At 57.5% G+C, this 21,873-nt stretch carries 25 protein-coding genes; 12 read left to right on the top strand and 13 right to left on the bottom strand.

Going from position 1 to position 21,873, the window contains the following annotated elements:
• The 4 genes from VGK48_02415 to VGK48_02400 form a co-directional block, all read right to left on the bottom strand.
• A partial coding sequence (locus VGK48_02415) for a chromate transporter (protein HEY2380013.1) occupies nt 1-383 on the bottom strand: 383 nt, incomplete at its 3' end.
• Entirely contained in the window at nt 383-964 is a 582-nt protein-coding gene (locus tag VGK48_02410) for a chromate transporter (protein ID HEY2380012.1), read from the bottom strand. The genes VGK48_02415 and VGK48_02410, both read right to left, overlap by 1 nt.
• Nucleotides 965-980: 16 nt before the next feature.
• On the bottom strand, nt 981-2,129 hold the full coding sequence (gene devC / locus VGK48_02405) for an ABC transporter permease DevC (GenBank protein ID HEY2380011.1): 1,149 nt from the start codon (nt 2,127-2,129) through the stop codon (nt 981-983).
• A gap of 14 nt (nt 2,130-2,143) precedes the next feature.
• Nucleotides 2,144-3,211, bottom strand: a complete 1,068-nt coding sequence (locus VGK48_02400) for an HlyD family efflux transporter periplasmic adaptor subunit (GenBank protein ID HEY2380010.1) — start codon at nt 3,209-3,211, stop codon at nt 2,144-2,146.
• A gap of 55 nt (nt 3,212-3,266) precedes the next feature.
• On the opposite strand from VGK48_02400, the gene VGK48_02395 reads away from it, so the two are divergent.
• Entirely contained in the window at nt 3,267-4,610 is a 1,344-nt protein-coding gene (locus VGK48_02395; protein ID HEY2380009.1) for a TolC family protein, read from the top strand.
• A gap of 7 nt (nt 4,611-4,617) precedes the next feature.
• Here VGK48_02395 and VGK48_02390 read toward each other — a convergent pair whose 3' ends face one another.
• Entirely contained in the window at nt 4,618-5,844 is a 1,227-nt protein-coding gene (locus tag VGK48_02390; protein HEY2380008.1) for an MFS transporter, read from the bottom strand.
• Entirely contained in the window at nt 5,841-6,236 is a 396-nt protein-coding gene (locus VGK48_02385) for a RidA family protein (GenBank protein HEY2380007.1), read from the bottom strand. Before VGK48_02385 ends, VGK48_02390 begins: the two co-directional genes overlap by 4 nt.
• 94 nt (nt 6,237-6,330) lie before the next feature.
• On the opposite strand from VGK48_02385, the gene VGK48_02380 reads away from it, so the two are divergent.
• From VGK48_02380 to VGK48_02370, 3 genes are all read left to right on the top strand, one after another.
• Nucleotides 6,331-6,900 carry a methyltransferase domain-containing protein gene (locus VGK48_02380; protein HEY2380006.1) on the top strand — a complete coding sequence of 190 codons (570 nt, stop codon included), beginning with the start codon at nt 6,331-6,333 and terminating at the stop codon, nt 6,898-6,900.
• Nucleotides 6,901-7,104: 204 nt separating this feature from the next.
• The gene (locus tag VGK48_02375) at nt 7,105-7,326 is read left to right on the top strand and encodes a CsbD family protein (GenBank protein HEY2380005.1); all 222 of its coding nucleotides are present in this window, start codon (nt 7,105-7,107) and stop codon (nt 7,324-7,326) included.
• A gap of 59 nt (nt 7,327-7,385) precedes the next feature.
• Entirely contained in the window at nt 7,386-7,844 is a 459-nt protein-coding gene (locus tag VGK48_02370) for a hemerythrin domain-containing protein (GenBank protein HEY2380004.1), read from the top strand.
• Here the strand turns inward: VGK48_02370 and VGK48_02365 are convergent.
• On the bottom strand, nt 7,841-9,886 hold the full coding sequence (locus tag VGK48_02365) for an amylo-alpha-1,6-glucosidase (GenBank protein ID HEY2380003.1): 2,046 nt from the start codon (nt 9,884-9,886) through the stop codon (nt 7,841-7,843). The genes VGK48_02370 and VGK48_02365 overlap by 4 nt on opposite strands.
• A 19-nt stretch (nt 9,887-9,905) precedes the next feature.
• On the bottom strand, nt 9,906-11,777 hold the full coding sequence (gene treZ, locus VGK48_02360; GenBank protein ID HEY2380002.1) for a malto-oligosyltrehalose trehalohydrolase: 1,872 nt from the start codon (nt 11,775-11,777) through the stop codon (nt 9,906-9,908).
• Nucleotides 11,778-11,890: 113 nt separating this feature from the next.
• On the opposite strand from treZ, the gene VGK48_02355 reads away from it, so the two are divergent.
• Together VGK48_02355 and VGK48_02350 are read left to right on the top strand one after the other, a co-directional pair.
• Nucleotides 11,891-12,343: a hemerythrin domain-containing protein gene (locus tag VGK48_02355; GenBank protein ID HEY2380001.1), complete on the top strand. Its 453-nt coding sequence runs from the start codon at nt 11,891-11,893 to the stop codon at nt 12,341-12,343.
• Between the two features lies 1 nt (nt 12,344).
• Nucleotides 12,345-13,463 (top strand): zinc-dependent alcohol dehydrogenase, encoded by a 1,119-nt coding sequence (locus VGK48_02350; GenBank protein ID HEY2380000.1) that lies wholly within the window; start codon nt 12,345-12,347, stop codon nt 13,461-13,463.
• An 18-nt stretch (nt 13,464-13,481) separates the two neighbouring features.
• On the opposite strand, the gene VGK48_02345 is transcribed toward VGK48_02350, so the two are convergent.
• On the bottom strand, nt 13,482-13,958 hold the full coding sequence (locus VGK48_02345; GenBank protein ID HEY2379999.1) for a response regulator: 477 nt from the start codon (nt 13,956-13,958) through the stop codon (nt 13,482-13,484).
• Between the two features lie 192 nt (nt 13,959-14,150).
• Between VGK48_02345 and VGK48_02340 the strand changes: the two genes are divergently transcribed.
• From VGK48_02340 to VGK48_02330, 3 genes are read left to right on the top strand one after another with little or no spacing between them, the layout of a single operon-like run.
• On the top strand, nt 14,151-14,615 hold the full coding sequence (locus VGK48_02340) for a PA2169 family four-helix-bundle protein (protein HEY2379998.1): 465 nt from the start codon (nt 14,151-14,153) through the stop codon (nt 14,613-14,615).
• A 23-nt stretch (nt 14,616-14,638) separates the two neighbouring features.
• Nucleotides 14,639-14,788: a DUF3309 family protein gene (locus VGK48_02335; protein ID HEY2379997.1), complete on the top strand. Its 150-nt coding sequence runs from the start codon at nt 14,639-14,641 to the stop codon at nt 14,786-14,788.
• A gap of 15 nt (nt 14,789-14,803) precedes the next feature.
• On the top strand, nt 14,804-15,472 hold the full coding sequence (locus VGK48_02330; GenBank protein ID HEY2379996.1) for an SRPBCC family protein: 669 nt from the start codon (nt 14,804-14,806) through the stop codon (nt 15,470-15,472).
• Here VGK48_02330 and VGK48_02325 read toward each other — a convergent pair.
• The gene (locus tag VGK48_02325) at nt 15,469-15,729 is read right to left on the bottom strand and encodes an RNA-binding protein (GenBank protein ID HEY2379995.1); all 261 of its coding nucleotides are present in this window, start codon (nt 15,727-15,729) and stop codon (nt 15,469-15,471) included. The two genes, VGK48_02330 and VGK48_02325, sit on opposite strands and share 4 nt — an antisense overlap.
• A gap of 169 nt (nt 15,730-15,898) precedes the next feature.
• The gene (locus VGK48_02320) at nt 15,899-16,396 is read right to left on the bottom strand and encodes a fibronectin type III domain-containing protein (protein ID HEY2379994.1); all 498 of its coding nucleotides are present in this window, start codon (nt 16,394-16,396) and stop codon (nt 15,899-15,901) included.
• 420 nt (nt 16,397-16,816) lie between these two features.
• On the opposite strand from VGK48_02320, the gene VGK48_02315 reads away from it, so the two are divergent.
• The 3 genes from VGK48_02315 (at nt 16,817) to VGK48_02305 (ending at nt 21,111) form a co-directional block, all read left to right on the top strand.
• Nucleotides 16,817-18,073: a hypothetical protein gene (locus VGK48_02315; protein ID HEY2379993.1), complete on the top strand. Its 1,257-nt coding sequence runs from the start codon at nt 16,817-16,819 to the stop codon at nt 18,071-18,073.
• A 213-nt stretch (nt 18,074-18,286) separates the two neighbouring features.
• On the top strand, nt 18,287-18,784 hold the full coding sequence (locus VGK48_02310) for a (2Fe-2S)-binding protein (protein ID HEY2379992.1): 498 nt from the start codon (nt 18,287-18,289) through the stop codon (nt 18,782-18,784).
• Nucleotides 18,781-21,111, top strand: a complete 2,331-nt coding sequence (locus VGK48_02305) for a molybdopterin cofactor-binding domain-containing protein (protein HEY2379991.1) — start codon at nt 18,781-18,783, stop codon at nt 21,109-21,111. Before VGK48_02310 ends, VGK48_02305 begins: the two co-directional genes overlap by 4 nt.
• 61 nt (nt 21,112-21,172) lie before the next feature.
• Here VGK48_02305 and VGK48_02300 read toward each other — a convergent pair whose 3' ends face one another.
• A complete protein-coding gene (locus VGK48_02300) occupies nt 21,173-21,355 on the bottom strand; it encodes a hypothetical protein (GenBank protein HEY2379990.1) in 183 nt (60 codons plus the stop codon).
• Between the two features lie 49 nt (nt 21,356-21,404).
• Complete coding sequence (locus tag VGK48_02295; protein HEY2379989.1) at nt 21,405-21,761, bottom strand: hypothetical protein; 357 nt, start codon at nt 21,759-21,761, stop codon at nt 21,405-21,407.
• Nucleotides 21,762-21,873: the final 112 nt, after the last annotated feature.

Below are 21,873 nucleotides of genomic sequence, written 5' to 3'. Positions count from 1 at the left end.
AGCACGACGACAAAGATTCCCACAACGGCAAGTCCAAGCCCGCGGACGAATCCCTGCGTTGCGGGGTGATGTCCCCAGCGGCGATACAGGCCATGGACAAGGACGAGGACAAGAAGCGGGGGAAGTGCGATTGCGGCCAGTGTCAGCGCGGCGCCGCGTAAGCCGCCGATGAGATAGCCGAGGCTGATCACCCAGAGCCCCGTAGGTCCGGGACTGATCTGCCCGATCGCGAGAGACTCGGCGAACTGGCGGTCCGTGGCCCAGTTGCGCGACAGCAGGTCCTGGTGAACGATCGGCAGGTTTCCGGTGCCGGTCGTCGACAGGAGCGCTGCCCGGAACATGATCCAGAAGAGAGTAATAGGATGGCTCGCCGGAGGAGTCATCAGGACTGCTTCCTCCGCTCTGCGATCTGCCTTTGCGCCAGCGCGGCCAAGGCTCCGGCCGCCCAGAGAATGGCGAGCACGGGCGTTCGGGCGAATGAAGCGACGATGGTGCTGGCGAGAAGAAGAGCCACAGCCACAAGAGTGCTCGACCGCCCCTCCTGCCGCGCTGCGTTCAAAAGCGGCCGCACCATGGTAAAGGAGAGGAACAAGCCCAGGCCGACGGTTGCCGGCACCACTCCGGCGATCGCTGCGCGCACAACCGGAGCTTCGCGAACGCTTGCATATATAGATGTCAGGGCGACGGTAATTGCGGCGCTAGGCAGCAAGAGGCCAGTCAAAGAGAGGACGGCGCCAGGGGCTCCTGCGACGCGCCAGCCGATCAGGATGACGAGTCCGAGGATGTTGATTCCAGGAGCGATCTGGCAGATCCCCCAATAACGGGTGAAGTCATCGTCCGTGATCCACTTGTATCGTTCCACGGCCACGCGGCGGATGAGATACAGCGTCGCCGATCCGCCGCCGAACGACTGCGCGCCGATCACGGTCCAGATCCACAAAAGGCTCCAGGGTGAAGAAACCATTCAGCGATTGTGCCTCTCAGAAAATCTCGGCAGGATCGGCGGAACGGACTTTGCGCGCGGCGAGTATTGCCGAGATGGCGCACATGCCCGCGGTCAACAGGTACACGAGGGCAATCCGGGACAATGACATCGCCATCGGCAGCAGAGTAGCCTGGTGAGCGATGGAATAAACGAAGTGCGCCACAAGAACGCCGGGAAAAAAACCAAGAACGGAAAGAACAAGAGCCTCCTGCATCACGACCTTGAACAGAAATCGGTTCCGGTAGCCCATCGCCTTCAGCGTGGCATATTCCGAAAGATGGTTTGTCACATCGGTGTACAGGATCTGATACACGATGATGCAGCCGATGAACACTCCGACCAGAACACCAAGGCCGAACACGAAGCCGATCGGTGTGCTCGAAGTCCAGAACCCGACTTCGCGTGCCACGAACTCGTCCTTGGTGAGGATCACGACATCGTGCGGAAGGATGCCCGCGAGCTCCTTTTTCGTTTTCTGGACATCGGCGCCGGGCTTCAACTGGATCAGACCAACATTAATGATTCCAGGCTGGCGGTAAGGGAGGACATGGAAGAATGTTTCGTCGCTCATCACGACGTGGCCGTCGCTGCCGAATGAAGTTCCAAGTTGAAACAGGCCGGCGACGTCCACTCTGACGCCGGCGAGTTCCGTCGTAACCTTTCCGTCCCGCTCAAAAAGGTCCGCCACCGGGCCGAACTCCGGCCGGCTGACCGAATCGTAAAGGACCATGCCGACATCCTGGATTTTCCGGAGGTTTTCAGGGATGCCCGGCCTGTTCAAAAGGACCGCGGTCGGTTTGAAGGCGATGATGTAGATCGAAACCTCTTTGTGGTTGACGGGATTCTTCAATGGAGCCTGGTCCAGATAAAGCGGGTACACCTTGTCCACCGCTTTTGAACTCAGCGTTTGATACAGGCGATTTTCCGTGAACGTCCGCGGCGTGACGAGATTGGCGTACCCGGGATTGATCAGAACCAGATCGCCAAGGAATGCGGAATGCATGACTCCGACGCTCGACAGCAAGGCGTCCTGAAAACCGAGCTGCGTCAGCATCAGCACGACGGCGAAAGAGATTCCGATGATAGCGGCAACGAGCCGGCCTCTTTCGTGAGTGAGCTGGAGCCAGGCGACGGGAATAGGCATACTATGCGTTCCCGCTACGGCTCAATCGCGACGCTGACTTTTCCGTGGATCAGGCCGGCGACCAGCTTGGGATCCCGGAGTTCGATATGGACCCGCACAACCCGCGTATCAGCGAATCCGACCGTATCCGTCGGCAGCAACTCACTCCTGCCGATCTGTTTGCCGATCATCGTGACGACGCCGTCCATTTTCTGCGGCAGCAGATCCCCGGAAATCGTTGCTTTCTGACCGAGATGAAGGCGGCCGATATCGGTTTCGTAGACTTCGGCGATGGCGTACATGCGATTCGTTTTCGCCAGCTCCAGGAGGCCGTCGATTCCGGCTTGTTCGCCGGGGTGTGCATGAATCTTGATCACGGTGCCGGCGGCAGGGGCACGGACGACCGTCCGCTCGATCTGTTCCCGAGCGGATTCGGCTTTGGCCATTGCCGAATCCAGCTCGGCAGACGCGAGGTCCACGTCTTCGGGCCGGATTTCCTGGAGAGCTTTCAACCGTTCCTGCTCGGTGTCGAGTGAGCGTTTGGCGCGCTCGACCGCGATCCGCTTCTGGTCGAGGTCCGCGGCGGTGGCATTTTCGGTCTGGCGCAGCCTCTGGTAGCGCTGGTATTCGCTGTTCGCGAAATCGTATTCCGTCTGCCAGCGGGCCGCTTCCATTTTCTGGGTATCGATATCGGCAGCTTTAGGGCCGGCCTTGATCTGTGCCAGCTTCATCCGCGCAACTTTGATGTCGGCTTCGGCCTCTCGCAGTTTGCCTTCCAGTGCCGGCCGTCCGTCGAGAACGGCAAGCACCTGGCCGGCCTTTACCGTGTCGCCTTCGCGCACTTGAAGTGAAGCGACAATGGAAGCATTCGCTACCGGAGGCACCGCTATTTTCAACACTCCGTCTTCCGGCTCGATCCATCCGCGGCAGCCGATGCCCAAGGGGCTTTCAGCCACGGCTGCGGGTGCCGCTGCAGGTTTCTTATCTTCCGAGGCGCGCGGAAAGATGACAGTCGCAGTAGCCACTCCGGCGGTCACCAGAAATACCGCCACCCATAGCCACTTCCTCTTTTTAGGCAAACCCGGGCGGGACTGGTCAGACATGTCGTGTACTATACGTTACCCATGTTTTGATTTTAAAGAGCCAAGGAAAAAGAGAATGCGCCACTGTCTATTGTCCACGACATTTGTTGCCCTTCTTGCTTCAGGCCTTTTCGCGCAGAACTCGCCGCCGGCCGCCGGTCCGATGAAATTGACCCTGAAACAAGCCATCGACACTGCCTTGATCCCCGAAGGGAATGCGCTGCTGCAACTCGCCGCGGAGGGAGTTGAGCAGGCGAAAGCGCACGCGACGCGTCTCCATGCCGACCAGAAGCCGGATTTTCAGGGAGTGTTTTCCACGCAGACCGTAGCGTTGAACCTCGCCAGTCTCGGTCTACCGGCGGGAATAACGTTAGACGGCGTCAACCTGTCCCAGATTTCAGGGTCGTATTCCATAACGCAAGCAAAAGTGATGGTGAATCAGAAGTTCCTGGACATGGGTCTTTCTGAACGCGTGAAGGCAGCGCGCACGGGTATCGGAGTGGCGCAGTCGGACGAGGAGAACACGAAAGATCGGGTCGCCGGTGAAGTCGCGAAACTCTACCTGTGGGCCTCCCGGCTCGATGCCAAGGTTAGCGCGGCACACGCCAATCTCGGATTGGCGGAGACTTTGCTCAAGCGCGCGCAGGATCGCCAGAATTTGGGGACAGGCCTCGCTGTCGATACGGCCAGGGCGGGCGCGCAGGTCGCGAACGTCCGCCAGGAAGCATTCGTTGCCGAGTCCGAGCAATTACGAACACATTTGAACCTCTTGAAGGCGATGAACCTGGAACTCGATACGGAGACGGACCTGGTCGACGGCCTCAACATTCGTCCGGTACAGGTTTCGAGCCGGGAGCAGGCCATGGACGACGCCCTGAAGCACCGCTCGGACTATCTCGCGCAGGTCCGGAGGGAAGAGAGCTCCCGCGTTACGTATCATGCGGGTGAGTTGGAGCGCTTACCTTACATCGAAGGCACGGCGGATTACGGCACCGCCGGGGCCGGTATCAGCCTGGCGCAGACCTATTCCGTCGGTGTGTCGTTACGGGTTCCGATCATGGATAGCGGCCGCCGGAAATCCGAGTTGGCCGAAGACATGGCCGCCGTACGTCAGGAAGAAATCCGCACGAAAGACCTCCACCGGCAGATCGAACTGGAGGTCAAACTCGCATTTGGCGAACTGGAGTCGGGCCGGCTTCAAGTAACGGCCGCAGAAGAAGGGCTTACTGTCGCCCAGAGTGAGCTGGCCCATGCCATGCAGCGCTACGACGAAGGCGTTGCGAACAGTCTGGAGATTTCTGATGCCCAGGACCGTCTGGAAAGAGCGCGCGATAACCGGACAGAGGCGCTCTTCAACCTGAATGCAGCCCAGATCGACCTCATGGTCGCGACCGGCGTGGTTCGGGACCGGCTGCAGTAGCGCGCGGTCAGCCGGCTTGATCGAGTCTGCCGTAACGGCGGAGTTGCGGCGACAGCCATGACATTCCAAAGACGATCAGCAGCGTTCCGATCCCGCCGGATACCACCGAGAACACGGGCCCGAAGAAGTTCGCAACCAGTCCGGACTCGAACGCTCCGAGCTCGTTCGATGTTCCGATAAAAAGCGAATTCAAAGCAGAGACGCGCCCGCGCATGTTGTCCGGAGTCAGGATCTGCACCAGGGTGGATCGCACAACGACGCTGATGTTGTCGCACGAGCCCAGCAGGTAGAGCATGAACATCGACAACCAGAAGTTTTTCGAGATGCCGAAAACAATCGTCACTGCTCCAAAGCCCGCCACTGCAAACAGCAGCGTGCGGCCGGCTTTTCGAAGGGGGCCGCGGTGAGCCTGGAGCAAAGCCATACTGAAGGCGCCGAGCGAAGGCGCGCTCATCAGCCAGCCCAGGCCCCGGGCGCCGACATGCAGAATGTCCTTGGCATAAATCGGCATCAGCGCGGTCGCGCCGCCAAGCAGGACGCCGAACATGTCCAGTGTCATCGCGGAGAGGATGACTTTTGCCTTCCAGACGAAACGAAATCCCGCCGATAACGATTGCAGGCTGACCGGCTGCCTCACGGCCTGAACGTTCTTGTAGGCCAGACTTGCCAGCAGCGCGACGAACGTCAGCTGGCCAATGGCGTTGATCGCATAAACGAGAGTCGGGCTTCGATATGCGCCGATCAGGAGGCCGCCGATCGCAGGGCCCGCCATCGAAGAGATTTCGAAACCGCTCGAGTTCCAGGACACCGCCGTACTGAAGATTTCGAGAGGTATGATGCCGGGGAGAAACGCCGCGCGCGACGGCATGATGAACGAACGCGACGTGCCGTAAAGGAACAGGCAGGCATACAAGAAGAAGATCGAACCGCCCCGTATGGAGTTGATGGCCAGCCCGATCGCGGCCATGGCGTTGAACGCGAGGGCTGCCATGAACACACGCTTGCGATTGAACGAATCGGTGATATGCCCGGCAATAAGCATGAAGAGAACTTGCGGCGCAAACTGGACCAGACCGGCATAGCCGAGATACATCGCCGAATGCGTGCGTTCGTAGATCTCCCAGCCGATGGCGACTTTCTGCATCTGCCAGCCGACAATCAGGAGCATGTTGCCGGCGAAATAACGGCGGAACGCCGGGAGGCGGAAAACAGCGTAGGCGTCGTGCTGCTTCAAGCCTTGTTCTGCATTACGGCAATGATTTCACACTGAACCAGCGCGTTTCCGGAAAAACCCTGGTACAGCATGGTGTGGCGTGCGGGCCGGGAGTGCTCATCGGGGAACATCGCGAGCCATTCTTTATTGACCGCTTCTTTGAAGGATTTATCCTTGGCCCAGACAACAACCTTGATGATGTCCTCAAGCGATCCGCCGGCTGCTTCCATGACGCGCCGGATGTTCTCGAACATGAATTTGCACTGGCTTTCGACATCGGCGGGGGTTTTGCGAGTGACCGGTTCCATTCCGAATATTCCGCTGGTCATCATAAAAGGTCCGATGATACAGCCCATCGGGATCGGGTTCTCATGATGGAGTCCGGGTACTTCAAAACTTCGGCGTTTACTCACGATCGGTTCTCCTTGGCGCCGGTGAGTATAGCAAAAACCTGAATACGCAATGGAGAGTGGTTATTGCAGCCTCGATCCATTACAATCTGGGACCGTGAAGCTGCTCAAGGAATTCATAGCCGATCCGGAAATGGTCGGGGCTATTGCGGAAAGCTCTTCATTTCTGGCTCGAATGATCGTTGAAGGGCTGGATCTTGAGAACGCCGAAGCGGTTCTGGAATACGGACCCGGAACCGGCGCTGTCACCGATTTCATCCTGCGCGAATTGAAGCCCGATGCGAAATTCGCCGCGATCGAGGTGAATTCCGAATTCGCCGCCTGCTTCAGAGCCCGCCATCCCAACGTCACATTGTTCGAGGACAGCGCCGCCAACGTCCGCGGCATTTGCGATCATGCCGGGATTGAGGCGGCCGATTGTATCGTCTCGGGTTTGCCCTGGGGCGGTTTCCCCGATGCGGTCCAGGTCAAGCTCATGGACGAGATGATGACCGTCTTGAAACCCGGTGGAGCCTTCGTGACCTTCGCCTATGTTCATGCTGCAGGTTTGCAACCGAGGGGCCGCAGATTCGCGGCGCTCCTGCCGCGATATTTCACAACCGTAACGAAGAGTCCTGTCGTCTGGTTGAACGTGCCGCCTGCCTTCGTTTACCGCTGCCGCCGCTAGCCAGTACCTTTCGGTTCGTTTTTTACGAAAAAAAGACATCCGGTGGAACTTGGATTCGCCAGTTTTGGAACGGGATTTCACCCGGCAGCCGGGTTGAAGGGGCCCGATCTTCCGGATAAAACACGCCGTTGCATTTCAAGCCGCCATTGGCATGGCAACTGCTTCATGTGATCGAGTCCCGGAAATGGTTGGAAAGGAATACGTTTGAACAAAGAGATCCTTAAAGGTAAGTGGCTGCAGATCAAGAGCGATGTCCCAAATTGGTGGGGAAAAGTCTCGGACGATGATGTCGACCGGATTCAAGGCAATACCGAAAACTTCATCCGAAAACTGCAGGAGCGATACGGCATTGGCCGTGAACAGGCAGAGAAAGAGATCACGGATTTTCTAGTGATGCCGGACCGTGAGCGGCGGCGCTCCGCTTAGAGGATACTTTCGGTATCAGGCATGCTTATGAATTTGGCTTTTCGGCAGGGAGGTAAGAAATGAAAGTTACGGTGCTCCTGAGGAACGATCACGAAACGGTGAAATCGCTGTTCGATAAATTCAAGAAATCCAACAACGGACGGATGCAGAACGGGAAGCGGGAAGTGTTCAACGAGATCCGCCGCGAAATCCTGATCCACTCGCAAATGGAGCTGGAAGTCTTTTATCCGGCGCTCGCGGAGACCTCGTCGGCTCGGGCGACGGAGCTGGTGTCCGCCGCCGAGCGCGAACATCACTCCGTGGAGAAACTGCTTCAGGAATTGAATCTGATGAACGGAGGCGACAAGAATTTCGAGACCAAAATGGACCAGTTGATCGACGAGGTCGAGCGGCATATCGAAATGGAAGAAGAGGAAATTTTCGACGAAGCACGGAAAAACCTCCCCGAGTACCGTCTCGAAGAACTCGGACTGGAAATGGAACAGCGGCGAAAGATTTTAAGTACTCTGGCGGCCTAGGGCTGTTTTCGTGACGTTTTCAGCCAGCACCTCAGAACTTCCGCGACACTCCATGCCTGCGCCACGCATCCGCGCGGAATAAAGGGTTCATCTGCATCGAAGACTTCGCTGATGGACCCGATGCATGCATCTGCCAGATGCGCGGAAAACCCCGACAGGAATTTTCGAGCTCCGTCGAAATCGTCCGGATAGACGCGCAGCCAGGCGTCGATATACGGACCGATGAGCCAGGCCCACACGGTCCCCTGGTGATATGCCGCGTCGCGGGAGCGCAGGTCGCCGTAATATTGCGGCTTGTAATTCTGGCTTCCGGGTGCGAGACTGCGCAGCCCGTACGGTGTCAACAGGCGCTGCTGTACCGTATCCAGCACACCCTTCCAGCGCGTCGGTTCGAGAACTGGATACGAGAGCGAGAAGGAGAAGAGTTGATTCGGACGCAAGGCCGGATCATTTGCCCCTTCGGCTCCTTCGCTATCGACGACATCGAAGAGATAGCCGCCGGTGTCATACCAGAATCTGCTGTTGAACGAATCGTATGCCCGTTTGGACAAGTCGCTGTATTTCGCGGCTTCCTTATCCCCGAATTCTTCTCGAACCCATCCTTCCGTCAGACGCAGTGCGTTATACCACAGGGCATTGATCTCGACGGCCTTGCCGCGGCGGGGCGTAACGACCCAGTCTCCGACCTTGGCGTCCATCCATGTGAGTTGATATCCCGTTTGTCCCTGCCGGAGGAGTCCGTCGGCCGGATCGACGCCAATGCCGAAGTCGGTGCCGTTGACATGGTGATCGATGACATCGATCAGCTTTGGCAGAAGTTGGCTGAGAGTGTCCCGATCGCCCGTAGCAGCGAGGTATTTTTCAATGGCATGGAAGTACCACAGAGTGGCATCGGCTGTGTGATACAGCCCTTTGTTTTCGCCTTCGGGAAACATGTTCGGGATAAGCCCATTCCTGATGTAGTGAGAGAAGGTCCGGAGGATGTATCCCGCTTCAAGGTGGCGCCCGGTGGCCAACGTCAGTCCTTCCAGGCTGATCATGGTGTCGCGGCCCCAATCGGTGAACCAGTGATAGCCTGCGATGACGGTGCGGACATCATCGCCGGCCGCCTGCGCGCGGGCGGCATCGCCCACGCGCGTATTGGGCGCGATGATGAATTGATCCGCCGCGAGGATCAGTTCGGCGGGCCAGCCGATCTTGATCTCGGGCCGCGCGGCTTCCACAAGTTTTCGCCGCCGTGTCATTTCCCGATCGATCGCCTCTTTGGGATCCAGCGCCAGAATCTTTTCCCAGGGTTCGGTGGAAACGACAACGGTGAATGTCTCGCCCGGCCTCAGAGTCGTTCGCAGATAGCCTGGACTCCATATCGGCCCACAGCAGTCATAGCCGCGGCTTTGCTCGACTCGATAAAAGATGGTTTTAAACCGGCCGCCCTGAATAACAAATCCTGCATTCGGACCGCAAAGCCGGAAGCGCAGCGGCGGGAGCGATGGCTCGCCTGAAATCTCATATTGCTCGCCGCAGGCCGTGACCTTGTATGGCTTATCCATGGGCAGCGATACCGGGGCTTCATGTTCCCGAAAGTGCATCGACGGGCGCAGCCGCAGACGAAGGACGCCGGTGTCGCAGAGAAATCGATAAGAGACGTGAACAGTGTTTTGCAGGTGCGGCATCCACAGCCGCTTTTCGATCGTGCAACCCTGGATGTCGAAGCGCCAGACCGGCAATCCCGCTTCGAGGCGGAACTCGCTGAGGAATTCAGCCGAGTGCAGGTCCAGATGCTCTTCGGAAAGATCTTCGCCGCTGAAATCGATTACAGACTCATCAGCCAGCGCGATTTCCTCACCAAAATGGCTCAACATCACCATGCGGCCGAGGGGCGCCGGCAACGACGCAATCAGCAATCCGTGGTACCGGCGCGTGCAGGCGCCGGAGACGGAGCTCGAGGCGTAGCCGCCGAGTCCGTTGGTTACGAGCCACTCCCGCGTGAGCAGTAGAACGGGGTCCGGCCGGTCTGCCCCTTTAGTTCTGGACCAGGGCATCCGGTTCTGAATGACATCTTCAATCGCCAATTCTTCTTTCATTGAACACCACCGCGCAATGTCCGGGGACATTCCACGATCCGGCCGTTCGGATCGGTGGACATCCGGGACCCAGATATTTAGGATCGTCGCTGCACCATAGCAGTTCCCAACGGCCGCTCCTGGGAGGCGCTAACAGTGGTTCCGGATTGGGGCGCAGCGTCAGCGTCCGGCCCAGATTGACCAGGATCAATCGCTCTCCATGCGGCTCGGCGAGAAACCGCAGAACGAATGCTTCAGGGCCGAGCACAGCGCCGTGAATCCAGTCGGAGCGCTGGGCGTGGAACACCGGATCCTCGCGCCGCAGCCTCAGCAGGTCGCGATGCAACGCAACCAGGTGCGAATTCTGCCGTCTTTCCTCAGGGTTCAGCGTGCAGCTGGCAAATGTGCGTCGATCGTGGGGAGCGCCCATCCTGAATTCGGTGTGACCGTTTCCAATGCTTGGAAATTGCGCTATGAAATCGGAACGGCCCCGTTCGACCAGCGCCGCGAGCTCTTTTCCATGGTCCGCGAAATAGAGAAATGGCGTGGTAGCGCCGTACTCCTGTCCCTGGAAAAGCATCGGTGTGGCTGGGCCGAGCAGCAGGAGTGCGGTGACGGCTTTGTATCGCCCGAAGGTCGTCAATTGACGGGGCCGCGAGCCGCTCTCCGAATTCGCCAGTTGATCGTGATTTTCGATGAAACTGATGAATGACGCCGGTTCGACATCGAATGCATAGCTGCCGCGCAACTGCCGCTGCCACGAGTAATATTGACCTTGATACAAGAATCCCCACCTCAATGCCGAGATCAGTTCCTGCGGGCTTCCGTTGTAATCGGAGTAATACGCTTCTTTCTTTCCGGTCATCGCCACCTGGGCGGTGTGATGGAAGTCGTCGTTCCAGATGGCATCCAGGCCGTAGCCTCCTGCATCGGGATGCCGCACGGTGCGGGCGTTCTGCGGTTCGTTCTCCGCGATGATAACAATCGAGCGGCGGCCGGCGGCGGCCCGGGCTTCACGTGTGATGGCCGCGAGAATATGATCCGGCGATTCGTCGAATATCTGCTGCGTCGCGTCAAGCCGGAGGCCGTCGAGATGAAATTCCTCGATCCAATACCGGGCATTCGAGAGAAAGAACTCGCGAACCGGGCCGCAATCGGCGCCGTCGAAGTTGATGGCTTCGCCCCACTCGTTCTCGTGACGGTCCGTGAAGTAGCCGGGGGAGAATTCCTTGAGGTAATTGCCCTCCGGGCCGAGATGGTTATAAACCACGTCGAGAATCACTCCCAGTCCAAGCGAATGCGCGCGATCTACAAACGATCTGAAGTCGTCCGGCGTGCCGTAGAGGCGCGTTGGCGCGAAAAGGTCGACCCCGTCGTAGCCCCAACCGAAGCGGCCGGGAAACTCGGCAACCGGCATGATCTCGAGAAGAGTGATTCCGTCGTCGGCGAGTTCCCGCAATGCATCACGCGCCGCGTTCCAGGTCCCGGCGGCGGTGAACGTACCGATGTGCATTTCATAAATCACCTGGCCTTCGATCCGCATGCCGTTCCATGTTTCGTCTTCCCAGCGATACAAAGAAGACTGGATGAATTGCGATGGACCGTGAGGTCCGTCGGGCTGATAGCGCGAGGCCGGATCCGGAAAAAGGCGGTCGCCATGATCAAGGCGAAACCGGTACAGCATGCCGGACCCTGCAAAGTCGACGATGCCTGAGAAATATCCGTTGGGCTCGCGGCCGAGCACGACGGCCTTCGATCCTTCGATCACCACCTCTACGTGATTGCGGCAGGGCGCCCACACTCGGAAATGCACACCACCGCCGGCCGGCTCCGCCCCGATAGGGAGCCGCCGCTGGAGCACTGTCGACATTCCTGGACCTCCTTAGAATCCTGCTGCAAAACCGCGGCCATATGGCGTTTGGCAGGGTGTTTGCACGGAGTGAATCAGAATTCCGCCACCAGAATCCCTGCAAGGAGTGTTGGATGCACGCTCTAAAGCTGCTCAAGACAGATCATGCGAATGTGCAAAGCCTGTTCGGACAATTCGAACGAATCAGCGCTTCCTTTGAGAAAAAAGATGAAATGTTCGCTCTGATCCGCCGCGAACTTCAGCTTCATTCCAGGGCCGAAGAGGAGATTTTTTATCCGATGCTCAAAGCACTCAGCGGGGTGGGGCCGGATCTCGCGTCCGAGGCCATCAAACAGCACAAAGAAGTCGATCAGCTGCTGACGCAGATTTCGCGTTTGAAACCCAACGACAGGAGCTACGACGAAAAAGTCGAGATCCTAATTGAAAACGTCGAGCGTCATATCGAAGAAGAAGAGGGGGAAATTTTCCGCTTCGCCGAGGAGAATTGTTCCGTGGAACAACTCGAAGATCTCGGCCGTCAGATCGAAGACAGAAAGAGAATTTTAGATCAGCAAATGGCGGCATGATATGCGCGCAGTGGTTTGGGAAGGGAAGCACAACGTCAAGGTGGACCGCGTCGAGGATCCTGAAATCCTCAATCCGAGAGACGCGATAATCAAGGTCACTCTGACCGCAATCTGCGGCTCCGATCTTCATCTCTATGACGGCTCGGTCCCGACAATGCGTCCCGGCGATGTCCTTGGCCATGAGTTCATGGGTGAAGTCGTCGAGCTTGGAAAAGAGGTGAAGAACCTCGCCAAAGGCGACTGGGTGGTGGTTCCTTTCGCCATTGCCTGCGGCCGCTGTTTTTTCTGCCAGCGGGATATGTGGTCGTTGTGCGATAACAGCAACCCGAACGCTTGGATCGCGGACGCCGCCTATGGACATTCCGCCGCGGGATTGTTCGGCTATTCGCACATGTATGGTGGATATCCCGGCGGCCAGGCAGAATACGTCCGGGTTCCGTTCGCAGATGTCGGACCTCTCAAGATCTACGAACCGGTACCGGATGAACAGGTGCTCTTTCTGTCGGATATCTTTCCGACCGGTTACATGGCGGCCGAGAACTGCAGCATTCAACCGGGCGACACCATTGCCGTCTGGGGCTGCGGGCCCGTGGGGCTGTTTGCGATCAAAAGCGCGTTCATGTTCGGGGCGGAACGCGTGATTGCGATCGACCGCGTCTTGAACCGGCTGATCAAAGCCAGGGAGTGCGGCGCCGAAACCATCGATTATTCGGAAGTGAGTGTCGTGGAATCCTTAAAGGAGATAACCGGTGGCCGCGGGCCCGATGCCTGTATCGACGCCGTCGGAATGGAATCGCACGGCGCGGCGCTGATGGCCCAGCCTCTGCGTGAAGCGATCATCGCCTGCCGCAAAGGCGGCACGATTTCCATACCGGGCGTGTATGGAGGCTTTATTGATCGATTTCCCGCCGGGGCCGCTTTCGCCAAGGGTTTGACCCTGAGGATGGGACAAACTCACGTGCACAAATACATGCCGCTTCTGCTGGAGAAAATCCGGCGTGGAGATATCGACCCGTCGTTTGTTATCAGCCATCGCTTCCCGCTGGATGATGCGCCCGAGGCCTATCGGATCTTCCGCGAGAAAGATGACGAATGTATAAAGGTCGTCATGAAGCCGTGAGCTGAGATGGCAAACCGCTCAGGCGGATCTGTCGAAGTGGTGTGCCCAGGTCTTTTCACCCGGAGGCGGCGGTTCGTTGAGCTCAACCCAGTATGTGACGAGCTGCGCAACCACTTTGGAGAATTTCGAGAACTCAATGGGCTTGCGTACGTAACTGTTGGCGCCGAGGCTGTAGCCGTTGATGAGATCCTGCTCCTCGATGGACGAGGTGAAAATCGCGACGGGGGTCAGTTTCGTCCGGTAGTCGGCCCGCATGCGGCGCAACACTTCAAGACCGTCGAGTTTCGGGAGATTCAAATCAATCAGGACAATGGCCGGAACCTCATCCGCGTTGCGGAACTCATAGCGTCCGGACGCGAACAGGTAATTGATCGCCTCGACGCCGTCCCGCACGGTAACAAGTGGATTCGTGATCCCTGATTTCTCGAGGGCGCGCAACAGCAGAGCCTCATCGGTGGGGCTATCCTCGACGACAAGAATTGATCGCTTATCCACGTTGTCATTACCCTTAGCAAAGACTAATAGCAAGTATGCATCCGTTTCACCGGGGTCCTCCCAGGTAATCCTTCCCGCCTTCCTTGGCATCTTCCTGCCATGCTCTGTCGAACCTGATGAGACAACAGTGGCATAGCGCGACACCGTTAGTGGTACGGCAATTGCCCCTCCTATAGGAGAAGGCGGACTCATATGAACAACAATGAAGTGATTGCCATACTCGACGGACTCATCGAGACATGCAAGACAGGACGGGAGGAGTTTCGAAACGCCGCCGAAAGCATTCAGAACAGCGAGTTCCGGCGGCTGTTCAACATCTTCTCGCAGCAGCGAGTGCAGTTCATTTCGGAGCTGAAATCGGAGGTGCACCGGCTTGGCGGCGACAGCGTCGTTGAGGCCGGATCTGAGGCTGAGGCGACAGCGCCGCTTCCCAGCAATACGATACCGTTCCGGAATCCCGCAGCGGCGAAAACGACCATGCGCGATGAAGCGGGCATTATCTCGGAATGCCAGCACGAAGAAGAGGCTGCTGTGAATGACTATCAGGAAGCCTTGAAAGCCGATTTGCCGCTCGATGTTCAATACGTCGTCAAGCGGCAATATATGGACATAAAGGATGCTTACGATCGCATTCGAATTTTACAGCGCGCTGCCTGACTGCAGCAATTTGAGGAGGTTCGATGATTTTATTACTCGTGTTACTCATTCTTCTCCTGGTTGGAACGACACCTGCGTGGGGATACAGCCGGGGTTGGGGATATTACCCGTCAGGAACGATCGGCATCATTCTCATTATCCTGATCATCATGATGGCACTGGGAAGATTCTAAATAGGGGGTAATGAGATGAACCGAAACACGCAGGTGCTGCTGGCAGGCGCCGGCACGGTTGTCGGACTCTATGCCGTCAACCGGGCTTTCAGCAAGACCATTCATACGCTGCCGTACGGTTATGGAATCAAGCTGAAGAAGGCGGTGACGGTGAACGGTACGGCGGAGCATCTGTATCAGTACTGGAGAGATCTGAAGAATCTGCCGAGGCTTTTTGAGAATGTCCTGTCGGTGGATGTTCTTGATGAAACCCATTCCCACTGGACATTGAAGGCTCCCGGCGGAATGACTATGGAGTGGGATGCAGAGATTACGGTCGATCGTGAAAACGACATGATCGGCTGGCGATCGCTGGACGGCGCCGATATCGACAATGCCGGCTACATCCGGTTTGAGCGCGCCACCGGCGGACGCGGGACCGTGGTTCGCGTCGCGCTGCAATACAATCCGCCCGCAGGGAAGCTGGGTGCAGCCCTATCCACGTTATTCGGCGAAAGGCCGGCCAGTCAGATCCAGGAAGCGCTCCGGAAATTCAAACAGGTCATGGAAACCGGAGAAATTCCGATCGCTATGGACGAGCGGAAGCTGACTCATTCTGAAGAGCCGGTCGAAGCGGCGTCGGAAGACTCATTTCCGGCGAGCGATCCTCCTGCCTGGACGGGCACGACCGGCCCTACCGGCTAAGCCGCGGTCGCGCCCCTGCGGGCCTCGCTCACCATAATGACCCGTTCGCGGATGTTGTGGCCATTTAACTTCTGAACGGCATCCGCGACGGGGACCCTCTCAGTAATTTCGACATATGCAAAACTGGGCGAAACTCCGGCTACCAGATCCTTGACCAGCCGGACTTTCCGGACCTCAATGCCCGACGATTCCACCCAATCCGTCAGTTCGTTGTCGCTGCAGTTATGAGGAACGTTCACCATGAAAAGAGTAGCCATGTGTGTACCTCCTGAGCGTTTAAAAATTTAATATGGGTGCGGTCGAAAAGTCCATCAGAACTGCTCCTACATGAACCTTAGTGTCCGGCGGTAGCGTTGGCGGGGGCTGCCCAACGGGCGAGAAAGAAAAGGGGCGATGGGATAGACCCATCGCCCCTATGAAACGAAACTACGTCGCCATCATGGTGACCGAATCACTCCAATCCGTGTAAGCGGACTGGACGACGGCACGAGCCTGAAACGCGTAGGTGGCACCCGGCGTCAAGCCCGAGATGACCGTTACCGAACGAAGATTCATGACCGGCTGGCTGATCCACGCGCCCGGAACACCGCCGGCCGGAACCGGCGCCCAACGCAGTTCATAGCTGCCTGCGCCCGGGACAGCAACGAGCCTGCCCTGGGCCTGGCCACTCGACGGACCCGGTTTGAAATACCGGATCGAGCCGCACGCCGTAGCCGCCGCCGTCTTCGTGGACGACTGCGCTTTGAAACCAGACGAGAGAAGAATCGTCACGTCGTCCTGGCAGTTCCCCTGGACATACTTGGCGAGCTGGTCCAGAAGCTTCACGACGACTTCCTTCGCATGATCCCGTTGAGCTACGGCTTTCCTGCCTCCGTCCAATGCCGCCGAATTCGCCGCGGACAACGCCTGGTTGGCCGCAAGCAACGCCGGCAGATCGAACGGCGCCGGCGGAGCCGGAATCTGGGTATTCCTTTCCTAATTCTCAAACCCGATTGGAAATTCCCAAACCCGTTTGCTAATTCCCAAATTCGATTGCGAATTCGCAGATCCTTTTCCTAATCCTCAAAATGGATTGGGAACTCGCAAATCCCTTCTCTAATTCCCAAAACCGATTGGGAGAAATTGATGTCGGTCTGCGATTCTAAGGCTCTTTGAACTGGGCTGGGCGTCGCCGGTCGAGAATCGGATTGACACATAGTTGACAGGAACATATACACATAGAGCCGATAACAACCTGCTGGTCCGTTGCCCCCGTTCTTTTTTGGCGGTAGGGGCATCGGTACTTAACATTGGACCAACCTGGATGTCGCCGCCAACAACCAGTTCAACCATGGAGTCGAACCTGTGAATCCACGTAGATTCTTACTGACGCTAACCGATTTTTCCAGCAGCACCGCGTACTCCCAATGGAAAGAAAACAACATCACTGACAAAATCAAGGCCGCCGTGCTTTGTGGGCTGGCGGCGTGTGTGGTCATGCTGAGCGCTTCCGGCGCCATGGCGGGAGATCACCATAAGCTTTTTCTCACCAGTGCCGTAGAGAACGACGATTTCAGCCGTGTTACATTGCCGCTTTATCAAGGAACCAGCGGCGGGGTCCCTGTATGGTACGTCATCACCGACGCGTCCAGCGAGTATTGGGCCAAACAGCTGGGCGTGAACTTCGCGCCCAAACTCAGCAACACGACGGCTGGCCGAGGCTCACAATTGGGGACGGGTTCGCCAACAAAACTCAATTTTGCCGCCACCGTTGATTTCACGCCACGCCGGATGGTCGACATCAGCGTCGACGGTCTCGGGCACTGTGTTATCAATGGTACGCCGACGCTACCCTTCCTGCCCTTCGGCCCCGGCTGTTTCGCTGCCGGCGCTGTTGGAAACACCGGTTACAGTCCGTTGGTCGAATTACCTGACGGCACCGTGCTCAACGCTTCGCACATCGCAAATCATACCGGCAAAGCGGACAAGGCAACGATCAACGGCAATTGGACAACGGCGACATTCGACGAGACCACGGGAGGCGCGCTTGGCAAGGTCGTTCATTATTTTTCTGTGGACGCGTCCGTCGTGCCTGGCGCGGTTCTCGAAAATGTGACGGTGTCGTCTTTGCTGGCCATTACTCCTCATGACGTGCCCACCGGTAACGCCAGCCACTCATCGTCGCGTGAAGGAATTATTGCCTTCACGAATGGCCAAACGGGACTCAGCAATCCCAATCGCCAGGGACTTAATTCCACGATCCTGGACGGAAAAGCAATTGACCTGAACGCCGATAACAATATTTCCCCTCCGGTGCCACTGAACATTCTTCAGGAAGTGCCCGACCCTTCGGCAGATCCCGGATTTCCGCTCTATAGCCCGCTGTGGGACGTCCATTTCGCAGTTTGGACGGTACCGTACGCACAGAGAACCTTACAGAAGGACTTCAACTCTGTCCTCAATAACACCAAAATCACAAACCCCACGGGGGTAGGCAGAATCACGCCCTCGGGCCCTGTCGCGAATTGCCCCATTGTCAGCATCGACGATGATAAAGGGAAAGACGATGATAAAGGGAAAGATGACGACCCAGGCAAAGACGGCAACGGAAAGGACAAGTAGCGCCGTGAGAATGGCAGGAAGTTTAAACAGGGATCGCCGTCAGACTTGATTCTTTGGGGAATGCATTCCCCTTCCGGGGGAATGCATTCCCCCGGAAAATAACGCATTCTCCTTACGCCCTGTCTCAGGGAGTCACAACCGCTGGCGGATTCATTTTCGAATGGAACAAGTATACAATCAGCAGCCACAAGCCATTTGGAGGAGAACCCATAAATGAGCAACATCACGTTGAAGGTGAACGGCAAAACGCACGCCCTGGATCTCGATCCGGCCACTCCACTGCTGTACGTGCTTCGCAACGATCTCGCCTTGCGGGGTCCACGGTTTGGTTGCGGGCTCGGCCAGTGCGGAGCGTGCACCGTCATCATTAATGGCGTTGCGACCAGGTCGTGCATCACACCTCTCTCCAGTGTGAAGAATGAGATCACGACCCTCGAAGGACTGGCGAAGAACGGCAAGCTTCATCCGGTGCAGCAGGCCTGGATCGACGAGCAGGTTCCGCAGTGCGGTTTCTGCCAGAACGGACAGATCATGACGGCCAAGGCGATGCTCGACAAGACGCCGCATCCGACGGATTCGCAGATCCGGCAAACCATGGCAACGACCCTGTGCCGCTGCATGACGTACTACCGCGTCCAGCTTGCGATCAAGCGCGCCGCCAAAATGATTGCCTCCAATCTGACCGGTTCGAAGAAAGAGGTGACGGCATGAGAAGCAACCGCAGAACCTTCTTGAAGACGGCCGGCGGATTCCTCGTCGTCAGCGCGAACGCCGGAATTACGACGGAAGCGGTCGCCGCAGCGCTGCAGCAGCAGGGAACAGCAGCGCTGTATCCCGACCGGGACTTCAAAGCGCTCGACTCGTGGATCGTCGTTCACGAAGACAACAGCGCCACGTTCTACGTCGGAAAGACCGATTGCGGTCAAGGCACGGGGACCTCATTCCGCCAGCTGATGTCGGACGAGCTCGATATCGCCTACAACAAGACCACCTGCATCATGGGTATCACCGATGTCACGGTCGATCAGGGTGGATCGGGCGGCTCCACTGCCATCCAGAATGATGCCTGGCCGATGCGCCGCGTCGCTGCCGAAGCGCGCCGTGTCCTTCTGGAAATGGCATCGAAGAAATTCGAAACTCCTGTCAGCCAACTCACCGTCAGCGACGGTGTAGTCTCAGTCAAAGGCGACGCTGCCAGAAAGGTCAGTTATGGGGAACTGATCGGCGGAAAGCGGTTCAATGTTCCGTTGACGGCAGAACGGAACGTGATCGGCAATACCACCGGCGTCGCGAAGGTAAAGGCGGTTCAGGACCTGAAGAATGTCGGCCAGTCGCCGCAGCGTTATGACATCCCCGCCAAAGTCGATGGTTCCCTGACCTGGGCGGTTGACGTGAAGCTGCCCGGCATGGTTCATGCGCGCAATGTCAAGCCGCCGGTCGCCGGAGCGAAGCTGCTGAGTATCGACGAGTCGTCGGTGAAGAACATTCCCGGCTTCGTGAAGGTTGTCAGCAAAGGCAATTATGTGGCGGTGGTCTGCGAAAGGGAAGAGCACGCGATTCAGGCCGCGAAGCAGCTCAAGTGCAACTGGGAGAAGCCGGCGTCCTCGCCATTCCCGGCGTCCGACGATCTTTTCAAGTACATGCGGAGCGCGACTCCGGTGTCCGGGCGGCCGTCGGTGACAGGCAATCCGGATGCGGGGTTTGCCGCCGCCGCGAAGGTCATCGAGGCCGACTACGATTATCCGTTTCAGGGACACACGGCATTCAGCCCTGCCCATGCGATGGCAGATCCTTCGAACGGTCAGATGACGATCTATTCCAACGACATGAAGTCCTACGGGATGCGAAACGGTGTCGCTCAATTTCTCGGTATGCCGCGCGGACAGGTACGCGTGATATGGATGGAAGGACCCCAGTCCTATGGCCGCACCGCCGCCGATGATGCGGGCTTCGAAGCAGCCTTTCTTGCGAAAGAGATCGGCAGGCCGGTGCGCATTCAATGGATGAGAAACGAAGAGACAGCCTGGGATACCAAAGGTCCTGCATTTACCTTCAAAATGCGCGGCGGCCTGGATGCTCAAGGAAATCTCGTTGCCTATGATTACGCCGGCCGGGCCGCGGATCTCAACCATGTAGGATATAACGAACCGGACACGGTTCTGATCGCTCAACTCATGGGCAAACGCCGCGCCACTCCGGCTCCCGGAAGCGCGGCCACTCCCAACGACATGTACGTCATTCCGAACCGGCGCATGACAATGGAAGTTGTCGGGCTGCCGGCGCTATGGGAAACCCCGGTGCGCACCGGGAATTTGCGTGATCCCAACGGACCGCAGTCCACGTTCGCCGCCGAATCGTTCATTGACGAACTCGCGGCTGCTGCAAAGACCGATCCGCTGGAATTCCGGATGAAACTTCTAACCGCGAGTACGGAAGATGACAGCGCATTCAAGCGCGCCAGGTCCATTGCTGCCCTCAAGGCGGCGAAGGAAGTGTTTGGCTGGGACAGCCGTCCATCGCCAAAGCCCCTCGGAAAGGGCGATATCCTGACCGGTCGCGGTGTGGCGTATGCGTACCGCAGCCAGACGATTGTCGCGGTGATTGCCGAAGTCGAGGTCAACCGCAAGACCGGCAAGGTCTGGGTAAAGCGGCTTGCCTGCGGTCATGACTGCGGTCTGGTAGTCAATCCCGAGGCGCTGCGCCGCAGTGTCGAGGGCGGTATGCTCCATTCCATGAGCCGGGCACTCTACGAGGAAGTGAAGTTCGACTCCGAAAAAGTGACCAGCGTGGACTGGATTACACATCCGTCGCTGACGCATCTCGATGCGCCGGAAAAAATCGACGTTGTGATCGTGAATGGCGACCCCAATCCGAATCGGCCGGATCTGCCGCCCTATGGAGCCGGCGAAACCTCGCACAAGGCAGGTGTTGCCGCCGTTGCCAATGCGATCTTTGATGCGACGGGAGTCCGTATCCGGCGAGTTCCGTTCCGGCCGGAGCGCGTTCTCGCCGAATTGAAAGCCGCGGGCGTCGTGTAGGTGCGGTCTATGACCGCACGTGTTTCGTTGATTTCATGAAAAACGTGGTCACAGACCGCGCTTACATTTCGAGCAAGGGCATGTTGGGTTCGAGCTGAATCGACCAGAACCATGCCTGAAATCCGTCTTCAAATTCGACCAGATACTTATCCAGCGTGATACGGTCGCGTGAATTGTACTTTGCAGCCTTGATTTTGCCGATGCTTCCTGCGTGGCGAGTTGCAATTACCGGTACGATCCTCACGTTATCACCGGCATAAAATCGGCGCCTGTATGGCGTCGCCTCTGTTGTGTTACTTTTTTTTGGGGAGCTTTCGATTTCCATCGCGGTTGTGTCCATCAGCATTCGTTCCGTAGGTGGCGGTGTCGACGTCCTCCAGTTCTTTCCATGCCGTGGGTAAGTTCAGGTGTTTCGGGCACTCGGGAAAGACGACGCCAACGCCGATCACAATTTCTGCGTCGCAACAGAATGTTCTATAAACGCCGAACTTCCTACTTACTTCGCCGCTTTCAGGCATGTCCATACGATAGCCATCCCATACCACCCCGCCAATCGGGTAATCCCTGAATTTTTGACTTAATAACCCTGAGTCCGGGTTTTTCTTTTCTAAGGAAGATATTTGACCCTGCCTCGGTTTGACGTACACCACTTTACGCAGTCATGGCGCTGGATTCCACGTCGACTGGAGTCTTATAGTCGATCGAGGAATGCATGCGCTGTCGATTATAGAAGCCTTCAATCCAGTCGATGATATCGAGCCG

It is taken from the genome of Terriglobia bacterium, assembly GCA_036496425.1.
Lineage (GTDB): Bacteria > Acidobacteriota > Terriglobia > 20CM-2-55-15 > 20CM-2-55-15 > 20CM-2-55-15.
This window is presented reverse-complemented; position numbering and strand designations above follow the sequence as displayed.

What these genes read in the sequence shown, in the direction of transcription:
- VGK48_02410 (HEY2380012.1), bottom strand. Translation starts at nt 964, where the DNA reads ATGGTTTCTTCACCCTGGAGCCTTTTGTGGATCTGGACCGTGATCGGC.
- devC (HEY2380011.1), bottom strand. Translation starts at nt 2,129, where the DNA reads ATGCCTATTCCCGTCGCCTGGCTCCAGCTCACTCACGAAAGAGGCCGG.
- VGK48_02400 (HEY2380010.1), bottom strand. Translation starts at nt 3,211, where the DNA reads ATGTCTGACCAGTCCCGCCCGGGTTTGCCTAAAAAGAGGAAGTGGCTA.
- VGK48_02395 (HEY2380009.1), top strand. Translation starts at nt 3,267, where the DNA reads ATGCGCCACTGTCTATTGTCCACGACATTTGTTGCCCTTCTTGCTTCA.
- VGK48_02370 (HEY2380004.1), top strand. Translation starts at nt 7,386, where the DNA reads ATGAAAGTTACGGTGCTCCTGAGGAACGATCACGAAACGGTGAAATCG.
- VGK48_02365 (HEY2380003.1), bottom strand. Translation starts at nt 9,886, where the DNA reads ATGCCCTGGTCCAGAACTAAAGGGGCAGACCGGCCGGACCCCGTTCTA.
- treZ (HEY2380002.1), bottom strand. Translation starts at nt 11,777, where the DNA reads ATGTCGACAGTGCTCCAGCGGCGGCTCCCTATCGGGGCGGAGCCGGCC.
- VGK48_02355 (HEY2380001.1), top strand. Translation starts at nt 11,891, where the DNA reads ATGCACGCTCTAAAGCTGCTCAAGACAGATCATGCGAATGTGCAAAGC.
- VGK48_02350 (HEY2380000.1), top strand. Translation starts at nt 12,345, where the DNA reads ATGCGCGCAGTGGTTTGGGAAGGGAAGCACAACGTCAAGGTGGACCGC.
- VGK48_02340 (HEY2379998.1), top strand. Translation starts at nt 14,151, where the DNA reads ATGAACAACAATGAAGTGATTGCCATACTCGACGGACTCATCGAGACA.
- VGK48_02335 (HEY2379997.1), top strand. Translation starts at nt 14,639, where the DNA reads ATGATTTTATTACTCGTGTTACTCATTCTTCTCCTGGTTGGAACGACA.
- VGK48_02330 (HEY2379996.1), top strand. Translation starts at nt 14,804, where the DNA reads ATGAACCGAAACACGCAGGTGCTGCTGGCAGGCGCCGGCACGGTTGTC.
- VGK48_02325 (HEY2379995.1), bottom strand. Translation starts at nt 15,729, where the DNA reads ATGGCTACTCTTTTCATGGTGAACGTTCCTCATAACTGCAGCGACAAC.
- VGK48_02310 (HEY2379992.1), top strand. Translation starts at nt 18,287, where the DNA reads ATGAGCAACATCACGTTGAAGGTGAACGGCAAAACGCACGCCCTGGAT.
- VGK48_02305 (HEY2379991.1), top strand. Translation starts at nt 18,781, where the DNA reads ATGAGAAGCAACCGCAGAACCTTCTTGAAGACGGCCGGCGGATTCCTC.